This window comes from Nocardioides cavernaquae (genome assembly GCF_003600895.1).
Classification (GTDB): Bacteria; Actinomycetota; Actinomycetes; order Propionibacteriales; family Nocardioidaceae; genus Nocardioides; species Nocardioides cavernaquae.
This window is the reverse complement of record NZ_QYRP01000002.1, coordinates 2,675,158-2,689,045: the sequence shown is the minus strand read 5'-3', so window position 1 is coordinate 2,689,045 and position 13,888 is coordinate 2,675,158. Positions and strand designations below refer to the sequence as shown.

Annotated in this window: 14 protein-coding genes; 5 read left to right on the top strand and 9 right to left on the bottom strand. The window is 70.1% G+C overall.

Annotated features, from left to right (window positions below; genetic code table 11):
* Positions 1 to 4: 4 nt before the first annotated feature.
* Positions 5 to 949 carry a DUF4192 domain-containing protein gene (locus D4739_RS12920; RefSeq protein ID WP_120060998.1) on the bottom strand — a complete coding sequence of 315 codons (945 nt, stop codon included), beginning with the start codon at positions 947 to 949 and terminating at the stop codon, positions 5 to 7.
* Positions 950 to 1,113: 164 nt separating this feature from the next.
* Between D4739_RS12920 and D4739_RS12915 the strand changes: the two genes are divergently transcribed.
* Positions 1,114 to 2,430: a DNA polymerase IV gene (locus D4739_RS12915; RefSeq protein WP_120061898.1), complete on the top strand. Its 1,317-nt coding sequence runs from the start codon at positions 1,114 to 1,116 to the stop codon at positions 2,428 to 2,430.
* Here the strand turns inward: D4739_RS12915 and D4739_RS12910 are convergent.
* Genes D4739_RS12910 through D4739_RS12900 form a run of 3 tightly spaced genes read right to left on the bottom strand, consistent with a single transcriptional unit; the run spans position 2,411 to position 4,537 of the window.
* Positions 2,411 to 3,250: a 5-oxoprolinase subunit C family protein gene (locus D4739_RS12910; protein WP_120060997.1), complete on the bottom strand. Its 840-nt coding sequence runs from the start codon at positions 3,248 to 3,250 to the stop codon at positions 2,411 to 2,413. The two genes, D4739_RS12915 and D4739_RS12910, sit on opposite strands and share 20 nt — an antisense overlap.
* Positions 3,247 to 3,843 carry a 5-oxoprolinase subunit B family protein gene (locus D4739_RS12905; protein ID WP_120060996.1) on the bottom strand — a complete coding sequence of 199 codons (597 nt, stop codon included), beginning with the start codon at positions 3,841 to 3,843 and terminating at the stop codon, positions 3,247 to 3,249. Before D4739_RS12905 ends, D4739_RS12910 begins: the two co-directional genes overlap by 4 nt.
* 4 nt (positions 3,844 to 3,847) lie before the next feature.
* Positions 3,848 to 4,537, bottom strand: a complete 690-nt coding sequence (locus D4739_RS12900; RefSeq protein ID WP_120060995.1) for a 5-oxoprolinase subunit PxpA — start codon at positions 4,535 to 4,537, stop codon at positions 3,848 to 3,850.
* Positions 4,538 to 4,607: 70 nt separating this feature from the next.
* Here D4739_RS12900 and D4739_RS12895 point away from each other — a divergent pair, with 70 nt between their 5' ends.
* The gene (locus D4739_RS12895; protein ID WP_120060994.1) at positions 4,608 to 6,770 is read left to right on the top strand and encodes a S9 family peptidase; all 2,163 of its coding nucleotides are present in this window, start codon (positions 4,608 to 4,610) and stop codon (positions 6,768 to 6,770) included.
* Positions 6,771 to 6,959: 189 nt separating this feature from the next.
* Complete coding sequence (locus D4739_RS12890; protein WP_120060993.1) at positions 6,960 to 7,916, top strand: sigma-70 family RNA polymerase sigma factor; 957 nt, start codon at positions 6,960 to 6,962, stop codon at positions 7,914 to 7,916.
* A gap of 57 nt (positions 7,917 to 7,973) precedes the next feature.
* On the opposite strand, the gene coaE is transcribed toward D4739_RS12890, so the two are convergent.
* Genes coaE through D4739_RS12875 form a run of 3 tightly spaced genes read right to left on the bottom strand, consistent with a single transcriptional unit; the run spans position 7,974 to position 9,636 of the window.
* On the bottom strand, positions 7,974 to 8,570 hold the full coding sequence (gene coaE, locus D4739_RS12885) for a dephospho-CoA kinase (protein WP_120060992.1): 597 nt from the start codon (positions 8,568 to 8,570) through the stop codon (positions 7,974 to 7,976).
* Positions 8,571 to 8,583: 13 nt separating this feature from the next.
* A complete protein-coding gene (locus D4739_RS12880; protein ID WP_120060991.1) occupies positions 8,584 to 9,267 on the bottom strand; it encodes an alpha/beta fold hydrolase in 684 nt (227 codons plus the stop codon).
* A gap of 6 nt (positions 9,268 to 9,273) precedes the next feature.
* Positions 9,274 to 9,636: a YciI family protein gene (locus tag D4739_RS12875; protein ID WP_120060990.1), complete on the bottom strand. Its 363-nt coding sequence runs from the start codon at positions 9,634 to 9,636 to the stop codon at positions 9,274 to 9,276.
* Between the two features lie 140 nt (positions 9,637 to 9,776).
* Between D4739_RS12875 and D4739_RS12870 the strand changes: the two genes are divergently transcribed.
* On the top strand, positions 9,777 to 11,069 hold the full coding sequence (locus D4739_RS12870; RefSeq protein WP_120060989.1) for a class I adenylate-forming enzyme family protein: 1,293 nt from the start codon (positions 9,777 to 9,779) through the stop codon (positions 11,067 to 11,069).
* Between the two features lie 20 nt (positions 11,070 to 11,089).
* On the opposite strand, the gene D4739_RS12865 is transcribed toward D4739_RS12870, so the two are convergent.
* Complete coding sequence (locus D4739_RS12865; protein WP_120060988.1) at positions 11,090 to 12,064, bottom strand: helix-turn-helix domain-containing protein; 975 nt, start codon at positions 12,062 to 12,064, stop codon at positions 11,090 to 11,092.
* A 93-nt stretch (positions 12,065 to 12,157) separates the two neighbouring features.
* On the opposite strand from D4739_RS12865, the gene D4739_RS16935 reads away from it, so the two are divergent.
* Positions 12,158 to 12,313 carry a hypothetical protein gene (locus D4739_RS16935; protein ID WP_182920416.1) on the top strand — a complete coding sequence of 52 codons (156 nt, stop codon included), beginning with the start codon at positions 12,158 to 12,160 and terminating at the stop codon, positions 12,311 to 12,313.
* A gap of 113 nt (positions 12,314 to 12,426) precedes the next feature.
* Here D4739_RS16935 and rpsA read toward each other — a convergent pair whose 3' ends face one another.
* Positions 12,427 to 13,884: a 30S ribosomal protein S1 gene (rpsA, locus tag D4739_RS12860; protein ID WP_120060987.1), complete on the bottom strand. Its 1,458-nt coding sequence runs from the start codon at positions 13,882 to 13,884 to the stop codon at positions 12,427 to 12,429.
* Positions 13,885 to 13,888 lie beyond the last annotated feature (4 nt).

Sequence of the window (13,888 nt, the reverse complement as noted above, 5' to 3'; positions counted from 1 at the left end):
CGGCTCAGCGTCCCCACGTTTCCGTGCCCCACGTATGCGGCGGCACGGCGCGGGTCAGCAGCTCGGCGACGCAGTCGGCCAGCGAGTAGTCCGGGTCGACCTCGCGGCACCGGTCGACTGCACACCAGGCGAGCGCGCCGTCACCGGCGAGCCAGGCACAGAAGCCGAGCATCGCCGCAGGCCCCGGCAGCCAACGCTCCGGCGTGCGACGCATGACCGACCGCCAGAAGTCGGCGTGGTCGCGGGCGCCCCCTCGGTCAACGAGGAACAGCGCGACGTCCCGGACGAGCACGTCCGTGCAGGCGAGGGCGAGCCAGACGACGTCAGCATCCGACGGCTCGGTGCGCTCGCGGGTGTGGCGGCGGACCAGCTTCTCCATGCGCCGCTGCTCCCGGGCGCGGTCGCGCCTGGGTGGCGGTGCAACCAGGCCGGCCTCGACCCGTCCTGTTGCCTCGACGTCGGGAGACAGCGTGCCTGCCAGCTCGTCGCGCGTCGCGTGGGTGACCCGGCCGTCCAGAACGGCCTCGGCCGTGAACGGGTGGGCCGACACGTCGTACGGATGGGGGCCGACGTGGTCGGGGTCGTCGCAGCTGCAGACGAAGTGCCAGGAGGAGCCGTCGCTGCGCAGCGGCTCCATGACGTCGAACCCCTCGAGGTCGAAGACGTCGCTCACCGCCAGCGCCACCGCGCTCGCTCGCTCTGCGTCAGCGGAGTACGCGATGAAGATGACCCTCTCCACCTCCTGACGCCGGGCGGGCTGGAGGAGCGCGAAGCAGGCCTCGGGCAGCTGCGCTGGCTCGGCGGGAAGGTCGATCCGTGCGTGGAACCCACCTCCGCCGCCGAAGGTGAGCATGACGAGCGACTCCTCAGGGTGGAACCCGAGCACGGCGGGGACGACGGCCATCAGGTCTTCCGGGCTGCGGGCGGTGAGTGTGGTGGGTGTCTTCATGACATGGACTTCCCGGGCTGACCGGCTGCGGTCCCGCAGCACCTCGCCCCCGGTGGATCACCCCGGGCGCCTCGCGCTCCGTGTGCGAAAACCGGGCCGCGCAGGTCCACAGGGCTGTCGGTAGCGACGGATAGGGTCCTGGCATCGTGACCGCCCGCAGCCCCGTGAGACCGCACGCCTCGGTCCTCCACATCGACCTCGACGCGTTCTTCGCCTCCGTCGAGCAGCGCGACAAGCCGTCGCTGCGCGGCAAGCCGGTGATCGTCGGCGGCGTCGGTGGTCGCGGAGTCGTCGCCACCTGCTCCTACGAGGCCCGCGTCTTCGGTGTCCGGTCGGCGATGTCGACACGCGAGGCCCGCGCGAAGTGCCCGCACGCAGCCTTCCTGACCGGCCGGTTCGGCGCCTACCAGGAGGCGTCGCGAGCGGTCATGGAGCTCCTGCGGAGCGTCTCGCCGCTCGTTGAACCGCTGAGCCTCGACGAGGCCTTCGTCGACCTCGCGGCGGCCGACCTCCCGGCGTACGACGTCGAGTCGCTCACCTCGTTCGGCCACGAGCTGCGGGCGCGGGTCAAGGAGGTGACCGGTGGCCTCACCGCGAGCGTCGGGCTCGGCACCTCGAAGTTCATCGCCAAGGTGGCCAGCGACCTGGACAAGCCCGACGGCCTCGTCATCGTGGCCCCGGGCACGGAGCAGGAGCTGCTGCGGCCGATGTCGGTCACGGTCATCCCGGGCGTCGGACCTGCCACCGCGGAGCGGCTCCGTCGCGCGGGGGTCCAGACCATCGCCGAGCTCGAGGCGGTGAGCGAGGACGAGCTGGTCAGCCAGGTCGGCAGCGCCCACGGGCACAGCCTGTGGCACCTCGCCCGGGCCCTCGACAGCCGCCCGGTCGTGGCCGAGCGCGAGACGAAGTCCGTGAGTGTCGAGGGCACCTACGAGGACGACCTGACCGACCGCAAGGTGATGGAGAGCCTGCTCACCCGGCAGGCGGGCCACGTCGCAGAGCGCTTGCGCAAGCACGGGCTGTCCGGCCGCACCGTGAGCATCAAGGTGCGGCTCTACGACTTCACGACGCTGAGCCGCTCGGCCACGCTCCCGTCCCCGACCGACAGCTCCGCCACGATCGCCCGCATCGCCCGGACCCTGCTCGCCGATCTCGACACCACTGGTGGCGTGCGCCTCCTCGGGGTCGGCGTCTCCGGCCTCGCCGACTGGGTGCAGGACGACCTCTTCGGCGCCACCGAGGAGGAGACACCCGAGGACGACATCCCCCAGCTCGAGTCCCGCTACGGCCGCGGCTGGTGGCCGGGGCAGGACGTCGTCCACGCGGAGATGGGTCGCGGCTGGGTGTGGGGCTCGGGCAAGGGCGTCGTGACGGTCCGGTTCGAGACGGCGGAGACGGGGCCGGGCCCCGTCAGGTCATACGCCGCCGACGACCCCGCGCTGGGCCACTACTCCTCCGAGGTCACGCCCGACGAAACCTGACCTGCTCGCCTGGACGCAGCTGCGCGCAGCGATGGAGGTCATCGGGGTGGACCACCGCGGCGACGGGATAGCCACCGGTCACGGGATGGTCGGCGAGGAACACCACGGGCTGGCCGTCGGGCGGCACCTGCACGGCCCCGAGCACCATGCCCTCGCTGGCCAGCTCACCCGCACGCACCCGGGGCAGCGGTGCGCCGTGCAGTCGCAGACCGATGCGGTTGGACGCCTCCCCCACGGCGTACGACGTCGCGCAGAGGTGACCGAGGGGATCGGTGAACCAGTCCGCTCGTGGTCCCGGCAGCAACCGGAGCGGCCCGGCAGCGGGCGGGCGTGGAGTGTCGTGCGCCTGCGGCTCGCGCGTGGGTACGCCGATCGGGAGGTCCATCCCGGCCAAGGCCAGCGGTGGTCCGACCCCGGCGAGCGTGTCGGTGGAGCGGGAGCCGAGCACCGGCGCGACCGCGATGCCACCAGCGACCGCCACATAGGTCCGCACGCCGGACGTCGCCGGACCGACCACGAGCGTCGCCCCCGGGGCCACCCAGACGGGTGCCGCGAACGCCGCCTGGTGGCCGTCGACGCTGAGGTGGCACGGAGCACCGGTGACCGCGATCCAGTGACCGGTCTGGGACCGGAGGGTGCACCCGGAGACGGTGGTCTCGAGCACCGCGGCCGAGGGTGGATTGCCGACGATGCGGTTGCCGAGCGCGGCAGCGGGAGCATCGAGAGCGCCGGCCCGTGGCACCCCGAGATGGGCATGGCCGGGCCGACCGAGGTCCTGGACGGTGGTCAGCGCGCCGGCATCGATGATCGTCAGCGTCATCGGGCCACGAACCTCACCCGCGTGCCGGGCGCAAGAAGGGCCGGCTCGGGTCGCGACGGGTCCCAGAGCACCGCTTCGGTGCGTCCGATCAGCCTCCAGCCACCGGGTGATGCCGACGGGTATGCCCCCGTCCAGGTGCCCGCCAGGCCGACCGATCCGGGCTCGACCCGCGGTCGTGGCGCCTCCAGCCGCGGCACGTCCCAGGGTGATCCGGCCAGATAGCCGAACCCGGGCGCGAAGCCGCAGAAGGCGACCACGTGCTCGATCGCCGTGTGCTGCTCCACCAGGTCCTCCGCCGTGATGCCGATGAGGGACGCGGTCGAGGCGAGATCGGGACCGTCGTAGACCACGGCCAGCTCCACGATCGGCCCCTCGGGCAGATCACCTCCGGGCATCCAGTCACGCAGCACGGCAGTCACGCGCTCCGGCACACAGCCGTCGAAGAGCACCGTCCGCGCAGCCGGAACGATGTCCACCGAGTGGATACGACCGCGCGCCCAGAGCGCCAGGTCGAGCGCCTGGCCCGCGTCGACCACCTCGACCAGGAGGCCGCCCACGCCGACGGCCCGACAACGGAGCAACGGCGTCACCACGGGGTCACCATCGGGCGACGTCCCAACCCTCGATCTCCAGGGCACGACGCACCGCCCTCGCGGCCACGACAGCGCCCGGGGAGTCACCGTGGACGCAGACGGAGTCCACCGACTCGGCCAACGCCACCGCGTGCGCAGCGATCGCCTCCGGGTCATGGATCAGGGCACCGGGCTGGTCGCGCGGGACCAGCCGGCCCTCGGGCGTGTAGCCGCGGTCCGGAAATCCCTCGAGCCGGATCTCGCGCCCGGCGTCGACAGCGAGCCGGAGCAGTGCCCCACCCGGGAGCCCCAGCACGGGGAGCGAGCCCGACCCGACCAGGACAGCGGAGGCCTGCTCCTCGTCGTCGACGACCCGGTTGTAGAGCGCGCCGTGCGGCTTCACATAGGAGACGTCCGTGCCCGCGGCCTCCGCGATGTCGACGAGCACTCCGACCTGGTCGAGGACCTGCTGCTCCAGCAGAGCCGGAGCGATGTCGAGCGGCCGCCGGCCGAAGTTCTCGCGGTCCAGGTAGCTCACCTGCGCGCCGATCGCCACACCCAGTCGCGCCGCCTCCTCGCAGACGAAGCGCATCGTCTGCGGCGTACCGGCGTGGTAGCCGCAGGCCACGTTCGCGCTGGTGACGACGGTGAGCAGGGCGGCGTCATCGGTGACCTCCTCGCCGAGGTCTGCGTTGAGGTCGATGCGTCGCGTCATGACTCCCATCATGGCGTGACTCCCCCGCGCTGTGCTGGATGGCCTGCTTCGCCCGGCTACGCTCACCGCCATGCAGGAGCAGAGCGCGTCCCCCCAGGCACCCACGGCGAAGAAGGTGCCGCTGAGCGCCACACACCACGGCGACACCTTCGTGGACGACTACGAGTGGATGCGTGCGAAGGAGGACCCCGAGGTCATCGCGTACCTCGAGGCCGAGAACGCGTTCACCGAGTCCCGGACCGCCCACCTCGCCGACCTGCGCCAGTCGGTCTTCGACGAGATCAAGGCACGCACCCGCGAGACGGACCTCTCCGTGCCCTACCGGATCCGCGGTCACTGGTACTACTCGCGCAGCTTCGCCGGCAAGGAGTACGGCGCCAGCTGCCGCGTCCCGATCCGCGCGGCTGGCGACTGGGTTCCGCCTCGTCCCGCCGAGGACTGCGCACCGGACCAGCCGGCGCTGCCCGGCGAGGAGCTGCTGCTCGACCTCAACGTGCTCGCCGAGGGCCACGACTTCTTCTCGCTCGGCGGCTCGGCGGTCTCCCCCGACTCCCAGCTGATCGCCTTTGCGACCGATGTCGTCGGCGACGAGCGCTACACGATCCGCGTGCTCTCCCTCACGACCCGGGAACTGCTGGATGACGAGATCACCGGCGTCATGGGTGGCGCCACCTGGGACCCGTCCGGAGATGCGTTCTACTACTCCACCGTCGATGACTCCTGGCGCCCGGACAAGGTCTGGAAGCACACCCTCGGCACCACGCAGGCCGACGACGAGCTGGTCTACACGGAGACCGACGCGCGCTTCTGGCTCGGCATCGGACGGACCCGCAGCGACCGGTTCATGATGATCGCGAGCGGCTCGAAGACCACCTCCGCCTACCGCGTCCTCGACACCCAGGACCGTGCTGCCGGCTTCCGCGAGTGGCCGCGGGTCGAGGGTGTCGAGTACAACCTCGAGCACGCGGTGATCGGCGGCGAGGACCAGTTCCTCGTGCTGCACAACGCCAACGGCCCGGACTTCGAGCTCGGCATCGCACCGATCACTCCGACCGATCCCGACGGCTGGAAGGCGCTGATCCCCCACACCGAGGGTGTCCGTCTCGAGGACGTCGACGCCTTCTCGGGCCACCTGGTCGTTCACCAGCGCAGCGAGGGGCTGACCCGGCTGCGCATCCTGCCGCTCGACTCCGCGGGTGTTGCCGATGACTTCCTCGTCGAGTTCGACGACGAGGTCTACACGATCGGCTCGGGGAGCAACCCTGAGTTCGACCAGCCCGTCGTGCGCCTCGGCTACACGACGATGGCCCGTCCCGGCTCCGTCTACTCGTACGACGTGGCGAACCGCTCGCTCACGCTGCTCAAGGCGAGCGAGGTGCTTCCCGCTCCCGATGGCCGCCCGTTCGACCCCGCGGCGTACGAGGAGCACCGGATCTGGGCCACCGCCTCCGACGGGACCAGGGTGCCGATCTCACTGGTCGTGCCCGCGGGTGCTCCGCGTGACGGCTCGGTGCCCGTGCTGCTCTACGGCTACGGCTCCTACGAGGCATCCATCGATCCCTACTTCTCGGTCGCCCGCCTGTCGCTGCTCGACCGGGGCGCCGGCTTCGCGATCGCGCACGTGCGTGGCGGTGGCGAGATGGGCCGGCACTGGTACGAGGACGGCAAGTTCCTCGCCAAGCCCAACACGTTCACCGACTTCATCGCGTGTGCGCGTCACCTGGTCGCGGAGGGCTGGACCTCGCCGGACCGCCTGGTGGCGGAGGGCGGCAGTGCGGGTGGCCTGCTCATGGGCGCCATTGCCAACCTGGCTCCCGAGTTGTGGGCCGGCGTGGTGGCGCAGGTGCCGTTCGTCGACGCGCTGACCACCATGCTCGACAGCTCGCTGCCGCTCACGGTCATGGAGTACGAGGAGTGGGGCAACCCGGAGGCCGACCCCGCGACGTACGCGTGCATGCGCGGCTACGCGCCCTACCACAACGTCGCGGCCGTGGACTATCCGCCGATCCTCGCGGAGACCTCCCTCAACGACACCCGCGTGCTCTACGTCGAGCCGGCGAAGTGGATCGCCAAGCTGCGCGCCACCGCCACCGGACGGCGCGAGTTCCTGCTCAAGACCGAGATGGCGGCCGGCCACGGCGGCGTCTCCGGGCGCTACCAGGCCTGGCACGACCGCGCGTTCACGATGGCGTGGATCCTCGAGAAGTTGGGCCTTTTGTCCCCTCACCCCTGAGTTTTGGCCCTCCGCCCCTGAGAAGTCCCTGAGATTCATTGCCGGACGCAACTTCTGCGCGGGAACGTACGTCGTAGGGAGTGAAGGACAACGCCCCGGGTACCGGGAATCCGGCAGTAGGTCGGAGCGTTGCAAAGGAGACGTGCGGCAGCACACCCCCGTTGCCGCACAGGGGAAGGAGGGCCAGACATGGCCACTACCGCAAGGTCCGCGACGCGCGAGATCGAGGGACGCGACAGCGTTGGCCTCTACCTCGACGAGATCGCCCGGACTCCGCTGCTCGACGCGTCGACCGAAGTCGAGCTCTCCAAGACCATCGAGGCGGGCCTGATGGCCGAGTCGCTCCTCGCCCAGGGTCGCTACGCACGCAGTGGCAAGAACCGCGCTCCTGGCGGCGCGACCAAGGAGGAGCTCGAGTGGCTCGCCGAGGAGGGCGAGCGCGCGGTGCAGCAGTTCATCACCGCCAACCTCCGCCTCGTCGTCTCCATCGCCCGCAAGTACGGCCGCGCGCAGATGCCGATGCTCGACCTGATCCAGGAGGGCAACACCGGCCTGATCCGCGCGGTCGAGAAGTTCGACTACACCAAGGGCTACAAGTTCTCGACGTACGCCACCTGGTGGGTGCGTCAGGCGATCACCCGCGGCATCGCCCAGCAGGCTCGCGTCGTGCGTCTCCCCGTGCACGTCGTCGAGGAGATCAACCAGATCGGCAGCGCCCGCCGCACGCTCGAGCGCCAGCTCGGTCGCGACCCCGAGCCCGAGGAGATCGCCGCGGAGCTCGGTTCCCCCATCGAGCGCATCCTCGACCTGATGGCCTGGGGCCGCGAGCACATCAGCCTCGACACTCCCCTCGACGAGGACGGCAGCACCTCGCTCGGCGACCTCATGGCTCAGGACTCCACTCCCGGTCCTGACCTCGAGATGCTCGACGTCGAGGCCCGCGAGCGCCTGAACAAGCTGGTCGAGCAGCTCGACGAGCGCGCGGCGGACATCATCCGCTGTCGCTACGGGCTGACCGACGGCCGGCAGCACAAGCTCGCCGACATCGGTGCGCGTCACGGCATCTCCGCCGAGCGCGTGCGCCAGCTCGAGCGCGAGGCGCTGCAGAAGCTCCGCCGGTTCGCCGACCCGGACCTCGCGGCCTGACCCAGCGCCTTCCAACGTGACAACCCTCGCCCACCCCCGGCGGGGGTTGTCCCTATTTCAGGCCCGGGCGAGCAGCGCGGCGTACACGTCGGCGACGCTCTGCTTCAGGTCCTCGAGGGTGCCGGTGTTCTCGATGACGTAGGTCGCGATGGCGAGCCGCTGCTCGCGGGTGGCCTGCGCACCGATCCGCGACTCGGCCTCCTCGACGCTCATGCCGCGGTCGCGCACCATGCGCTCGACCTGGAGCTCCGTCGGTACGTCGACCACGACGACCGCGTCGAAGCGGTCAGCCTGGTTGGTCTCGGCGAGCAACGGGATGTCGTTGACGATCACGGCGTGCTCCCCCGCCGCCTCATCGATCTCGATCGCCCGCATGAAGACGCGCGGGTGAATGATCCCCTCGAGCACCTTGCGCTTCTCGGGGTCGGCGAACACGATCGCGCCGACCCGCGGGCGGTCCAGCGCGCCGTCCTCGGTCAGGATCTCCTCGCCGAAGGCAGCCACGACCTCCTCGAGCCCATCCGTGCCCGGCTCGACGACCTCGCGCGCGATGAGGTCGGAGTCGATGATCACGGCGCCGAGGTCCGCCAGCATCCGGGACACGGTGCTCTTGCCCGAGGCGATGCCGCCTGTGAGGCCCACTCGAAGAGTCATGCCGCGAAGTCTCTCAGGGCCTCTCCCCTTCCGAGTCGGCGGCTTTGAGGATTGCTGCGGTGAGCTCCTCGGGGTGGCTCAGGGCCACCAGGTGCCCTCCGGGTACGACGATCGGCTCGACGCCGAGCCGGGTCCGGGCCAGATCCTGCTGGAACTCGAGCGGGAAGAAGCGGTCGTCGCGGCCAGCGATGGCGATCACCCGTGCCGGCCACGTCTCGAACGCACACGGGTCCCGCATCGGCCGGTCGGACTGGTCCGCCTTCGGGTCGGCCGTCGCGATCACGTCGGGATCCACGTCGTGGAGGAAGTACGCATCCAGCTCGAACTCGACCGGATACCCGAGCCGCCTTGCTCGCGCGATGCGCGCCTTCTCCATGCCGGTGTCGCCCCACCAGTCATCGGCCATCTCGCCGGGAAGCGGGACCATCGCGTTGACCAGGATGATTGTCGTCGTGTCGAGCGGCCCGGCCACCAGTGGCGCGGTGAACCCTCCCAGCGATGCCGCCACAACCACGGGTCGCGTCGTCGTACCTGCTGCATCGATCACGGCCTGTGCGTAGTCCGTGAGTCCCTTGGTGTCGTCGTCCGCGGGCAGCTCCACCGAGATCACCCGGTGCCCTGCCGCCTCCAGACGCGGAGCGACGAGGTGCCAGTACCAGGCACGACCTGTCGCGCCGGGAATGAGGACGAAGTCCATGCGCAGTCAGGCAAGGCCGTCGAAGGGCCGGACCTCGACCTTGCCCCGGCACGCCCTGGATCCCTCGGCCGCGAGCTTGAGGGCCACGTCGAGGTCGGGAGCGTCGACGACCCAGAAGCCCCCGATGACCTCCGTGGTCTCGAGGTAGGGCCCGTCGGTCATGATCGGCGTCTCTCCCGTGCCGTCCACGACGGTCGCGGTCGTCGCCGCAGCAAGCCCGCCGGCGAAGACCCAGTATCCATCCGCACGAATCTTGTCGTTGAAGGCACCGGTCGCCGCGAACGCCTCCTCCATCTCCTCCTTCGAGCCGTAGTTGCCGAACTCGTCGCGCTCGGCCGGTCCGTGCACGCTGAGCAGGTAGTGCGTCATGGCAGTTCTCCTCGGTTGCCGGCGGTCCTGATGACCACCTTGTACCTCCACCACGAACGGCGTCACCTCGATACGACACTGACCGCCCGACCAGACTCGACATCTCGGCGGGGTGGGGTGTGAGCGGGCAGGATGGGCGGGTGACTCCCGCGCTCGCCGACCTCCAGCCCGGGGACCGGGTGGCCCTGCTCGTCCCCGGCTCGACGGCGTACGTCGATGTGGTGCTGTCGCTGCTGGCCGAGGGGATCTTCCCGGTGCCGCTGGATCCGCGGCTGACCCCGCACGAGCGGGAGCGGATCCTCGCCAATCTCCAGCCTGCGCGGACGATCACCGCTGAATCCCAACTCCCGACACTCGTCACCGAACGAAAGCGCGAGCTCCCCAGGGGCCGGCCGATGCACGTCACCAGCGGCACGACCGGCACCCCGAAGGGCGTCTTCAGCGGGCTGCTCTCGGAGGACAACGCCCGCAGGCTGGTCGCCGAGGAGCGCGAGCTGTGGGGCTTCAACGCCACCGATGTGAACCTCGTCCTGAGCCCGCTCTACCACTCGGCCCCGCTGCGATTCGCCACCGGGACCCTGCTCGCCGGTGGTCGCGTCGTCGGCTTCGACAGCGACGGGCGGCAGCCCGGATTCGACCCCGAGCGGATCACGCAGATCATCGACGACGAACGCCCCACCACCATGTTCTGCGTGCCGGCCCACCTGCAGCGGCTCCTCGCGCACTGGGACGCGCACGGGACTCCGGACCTGAGCTGCTTCCGCCTCGTCGCGCACGCCGGCGCCGCCTGCCCGGACGTGGTCAAGCGCCGGATCATCAACCTCTTCCCCGCCGGATCGACCTGGGAGTTCTACGGCTCCACGGAGGGCCAGTTCACCGCCTGCGCGAGCGAGGAGTGGCTCAGCCGCCCCGGCACGGTCGGGCGCGCGCGCCCCGGGCGCACCATCGCGGTCGACGACGATGGCCAGATCTGGTGCACGGTCCCCGAGCACGCCCGGTTCAGCTACTTCAACGACCCCGACAAGACCGCGCAAGCGTGGCGCGCCACTCCCGATGGCCCGGCGTTCAGCGTCGGCGACCTGGGCCGGCTCGACACGGAGGGCTACCTCCACCTCGACGGTCGCCGCGAGGACCTCGTGATCACGGGCGGCGTGAACGTCTATCCCACCGAGGTCGAGAACGCGCTCGCCGAGCACCCGTTGGTCGCCGACGTCGCCGTGTACGGCGTACCGGATGAGCAGTGGGGACAGCGCGTCGTGGCGACGGTCGTCGGCACCGCGAGCGAGGACGAGCTCGACGGCTGGGCGCGCGAGCGGCTCGCGCCACCCAAACGCCCGAAGGAGTACCGCTTCAGCGACGAGCTCCCCCGCACCCTCACCGGCAAGGTGCGTCGACGTGAGCTCGCCGCCGAAGCGGACGACGAGAGGCCTTAGGCCGCTGGCACGTCGACCGTTCAGCCGGCTTCGACGACCGCCCTTCCGGGCGACGGACAGAACGTGCGGCGGTACTGCTGGGGGCTGACGCCGCGTGTCCTGGTGAAGTGGTGGCGCAGGATCGCGGCGTTGGCGAAGCCGACCTCCGCAGCGATCCACTCAACCGGCTGCTCGCTGGTCTCGAGCAGTTCCTCGGCGGCCGCGACACGCTGCCGCGTGACCCAGTTGTGCGGCGTCGAGCCGGTCTCGTCACGGAAGCGGCGCGCGAACGTGCGCGGCGACATGTGCACCCGCCTCGCCAGGGTCTCGACCCCGTGGTCCTCGGTGAGGTTCTCCAGGATCCACAGCAGCAACGGGCCCAGCGTCTCCGCGTCACAGGCAGGCACGGCGCGGGCGATGTACTGCGCCTGGCCGCCGTCGCGGTGCGGCGGGACCACGGCCCGGCGGGCGACCATGCTGGCCACCGATGCGCCGTGCTCCTGGCGCCAGATGTGCAGCGCCGCATCGAGCCCGGCAGCGGAGCCGGCGCTCGTGACGACCTGGCCGGAGTCGACGTAGAGCACCTCCGGGATGACCCGCGCGAGCGGGAACCGGCGCTGCAGCTCGTCGGTGAACATCCAGTGCGTCGTGCACTCGCGACCGTCGAGCAATCCCAGGGCACCCAGCGTGAACGCTCCGCTGCAGACCGAGAGGATGCGGGCTCCGCGTTCGTACGCCGCGAGCAGGGCGTCGCGGATCGGCTCCGGCGCCACCCCGCCGCGCGGCATCGCCGGAACCGCGACGAGGTCGGCCGAGGCGACGCGGTCGAGCCCCTCGTCCACCTGGATCGAGAAGCCCATCGAGGTCCGGATGGGCTTGGCGTCCGCAGCACACACGGCAAAGTCGAGCCGCGGGACACCGTTCTCGGAGCGGTCCAGGCCGAAGGCCTCGCAGAGCACTCCGAGCTCGAAGGGGGCAACGCCTTCGTAGGCCAGGACGGCCACATTCGTCAGCATCAACCCACCGTGCCAGAGCCGTGGCAGAAAATCAACGGACATCGTCATGTCTGCCACTGGTGGCAGGATCTTCCCCGGCGCAGAATTGGTGCCATGACCGAGATCCTGATCCTGAGCCTGGTCGTCCTGGCCGTTGCTGCGTACCTCTTCCGCATCGTGCAGGGCGACGGCTACGGCACGCGCCATGACGGTCAGCTCCCCCGCAGCCACCGTCCGGACATGTTTGAACCCACCCGCTGGGCGCGGTGAACCGCGCAAGGTCCGGCCGCTCGGTCCCAGCTGGATCCCACTGGCCTGAGAACGCCGAAGCGGCGGCCACCCCGAAGGGGTGACCGCCGCTTTCAGTGCTTGGTGGCAGTTACTCAGTTGCCGCCGGTGAGCTTCTCGCGGAGCGCCTGCAGCGCCTCGTCGGAAGCGAGCGAGCCACCCTCGACGGCCGGAGCCTCGGAGGAGTACGACGAAGCCTCGCCGGCCTCGGCGTCGGCAACCTTCGCCTCGGCCTGCTGCTTGACGTGGGCCTCCCAGCGGGTGTGCGCCTTGGCGTACTGCTCTTCCCAGGTGGCGCGCTGAGCGTCGAAGCCCTCGAGCCACTCACCGGTCTCCGGGTCGAAGCCCTCGGGGTAGATGTAGTTGCCCTGGTCGTCGTACGTGGCGGCCATGCCGTAGAGCGTCGGGTCGAACTCTTCGACGTCAGCGGCGGTGGCGGTCTCGTTGGCCTGCTTCAGCGACAGCGAGATGCGGCGACGCTCGAGGTCGATGTCGATGATCTTGACCATGACGTCGTCGTTGACCTGGACGACCTGCTCCGGGATCTCCACGTGGCGCTCGGCCAGCTCGGAGATGTGCACCAGGCCCTCGATGCCCTCCTCGACGCGGACGAACGAACCGAACGGCACCAGCTTGGTGACCTTGCCGGGAACGATCTGACCGATCTGGTGGGTGCGGGCGAAGTGCTGCCACGGGTCTTCCTGGGTGGCCTTGAGCGACAGGGAGACGCGCTCGCGGTCCATGTCCACGTCGAGAACCTCGACGGTGACCTCGTCACCGACGGTGACGACCTCGGACGGGTGGTCGATGTGCTTCCAGGACAGCTCCGAGACGTGGACGAGGCCGTCGACGCCGCCGAGGTCCACGAACGCACCGAAGTTGACGATCGAGGACACGACACCCTTGCGGATCTGGCCCTTCTGCAGCTGCGTCAGGAAGCCCTGGCGAACCTCGGACTGGGTCTGCTCGAGCCACGCACGACGCGACAGGACCACGTTGTTGCGGTTCTTGTCGAGCTCGATGATCTTCGCCTCGAGGACCTGGCCGACGTACGGCTGCAGGTCGCGGACGCGACGCATCTCGACCAGCGACGCGGGCAGGAAGCCGCGGAGGCCGATGTCGATGATGAGGCCGCCCTTGACGACCTCGATGACGGTGCCCTCGACGACGCCATCCTCTTCCTTGACCTGCTCGATCGTGCCCCAGGCGCGCTCGTACTGTGCGCGCTTCTTGGACAGGATCAGACGGCCTTCCTTGTCCTCCTTCTGGAGAACCAGGGCCTCGACGATGTCACCCACGGAAACGACCTCGTTGGGGTCGACGTCGTGCTTGATGCTCAGCTCGCGCGAGGGGATGACGCCCTCGGTCTTGTAGCCGATGTCGAGGAGGACCTCGTCGCGGTCCACCTTGACGATGGTGCCCTCGACGATGTCGCCGTCGTTGAAGTACTTGATCGTCGCGTCGATTGCCGCGAGGAAGTCAGCTTCGGACCCGATGTCGTTGATCGCGATCTGCGGCGCGTCGTAGTCCGGAAGAATGATGGTGCTCGTCATAGGA

Excerpts from the sequence above, each read along its gene's own strand:
- rpsA (WP_120060987.1), bottom strand. The coding sequence starts at position 13,884 with ATGACGAGCACCATCATTCTTCCGGACTACGACGCGCCGCAGATCGCG.
- coaE (WP_120060992.1), bottom strand. The coding sequence starts at position 8,570 with ATGACTCTTCGAGTGGGCCTCACAGGCGGCATCGCCTCGGGCAAGAGC.
- D4739_RS12875 (WP_120060990.1), bottom strand. The coding sequence starts at position 9,636 with ATGACGCACTACCTGCTCAGCGTGCACGGACCGGCCGAGCGCGACGAG.
- D4739_RS16935 (WP_182920416.1), top strand. The coding sequence starts at position 12,158 with ATGACCGAGATCCTGATCCTGAGCCTGGTCGTCCTGGCCGTTGCTGCG.
- D4739_RS12900 (WP_120060995.1), bottom strand. The coding sequence starts at position 4,537 with ATGACGCGACGCATCGACCTCAACGCAGACCTCGGCGAGGAGGTCACC.
- D4739_RS12880 (WP_120060991.1), bottom strand. The coding sequence starts at position 9,267 with ATGGACTTCGTCCTCATTCCCGGCGCGACAGGTCGTGCCTGGTACTGG.
- D4739_RS12865 (WP_120060988.1), bottom strand. The coding sequence starts at position 12,064 with ATGCTGACGAATGTGGCCGTCCTGGCCTACGAAGGCGTTGCCCCCTTC.
- D4739_RS12895 (WP_120060994.1), top strand. The coding sequence starts at position 4,608 with ATGCAGGAGCAGAGCGCGTCCCCCCAGGCACCCACGGCGAAGAAGGTG.
- D4739_RS12910 (WP_120060997.1), bottom strand. The coding sequence starts at position 3,250 with ATGACGCTGACGATCATCGATGCCGGCGCGCTGACCACCGTCCAGGAC.
- D4739_RS12890 (WP_120060993.1), top strand. The coding sequence starts at position 6,960 with ATGGCCACTACCGCAAGGTCCGCGACGCGCGAGATCGAGGGACGCGAC.
- D4739_RS12920 (WP_120060998.1), bottom strand. The coding sequence starts at position 949 with ATGAAGACACCCACCACACTCACCGCCCGCAGCCCGGAAGACCTGATG.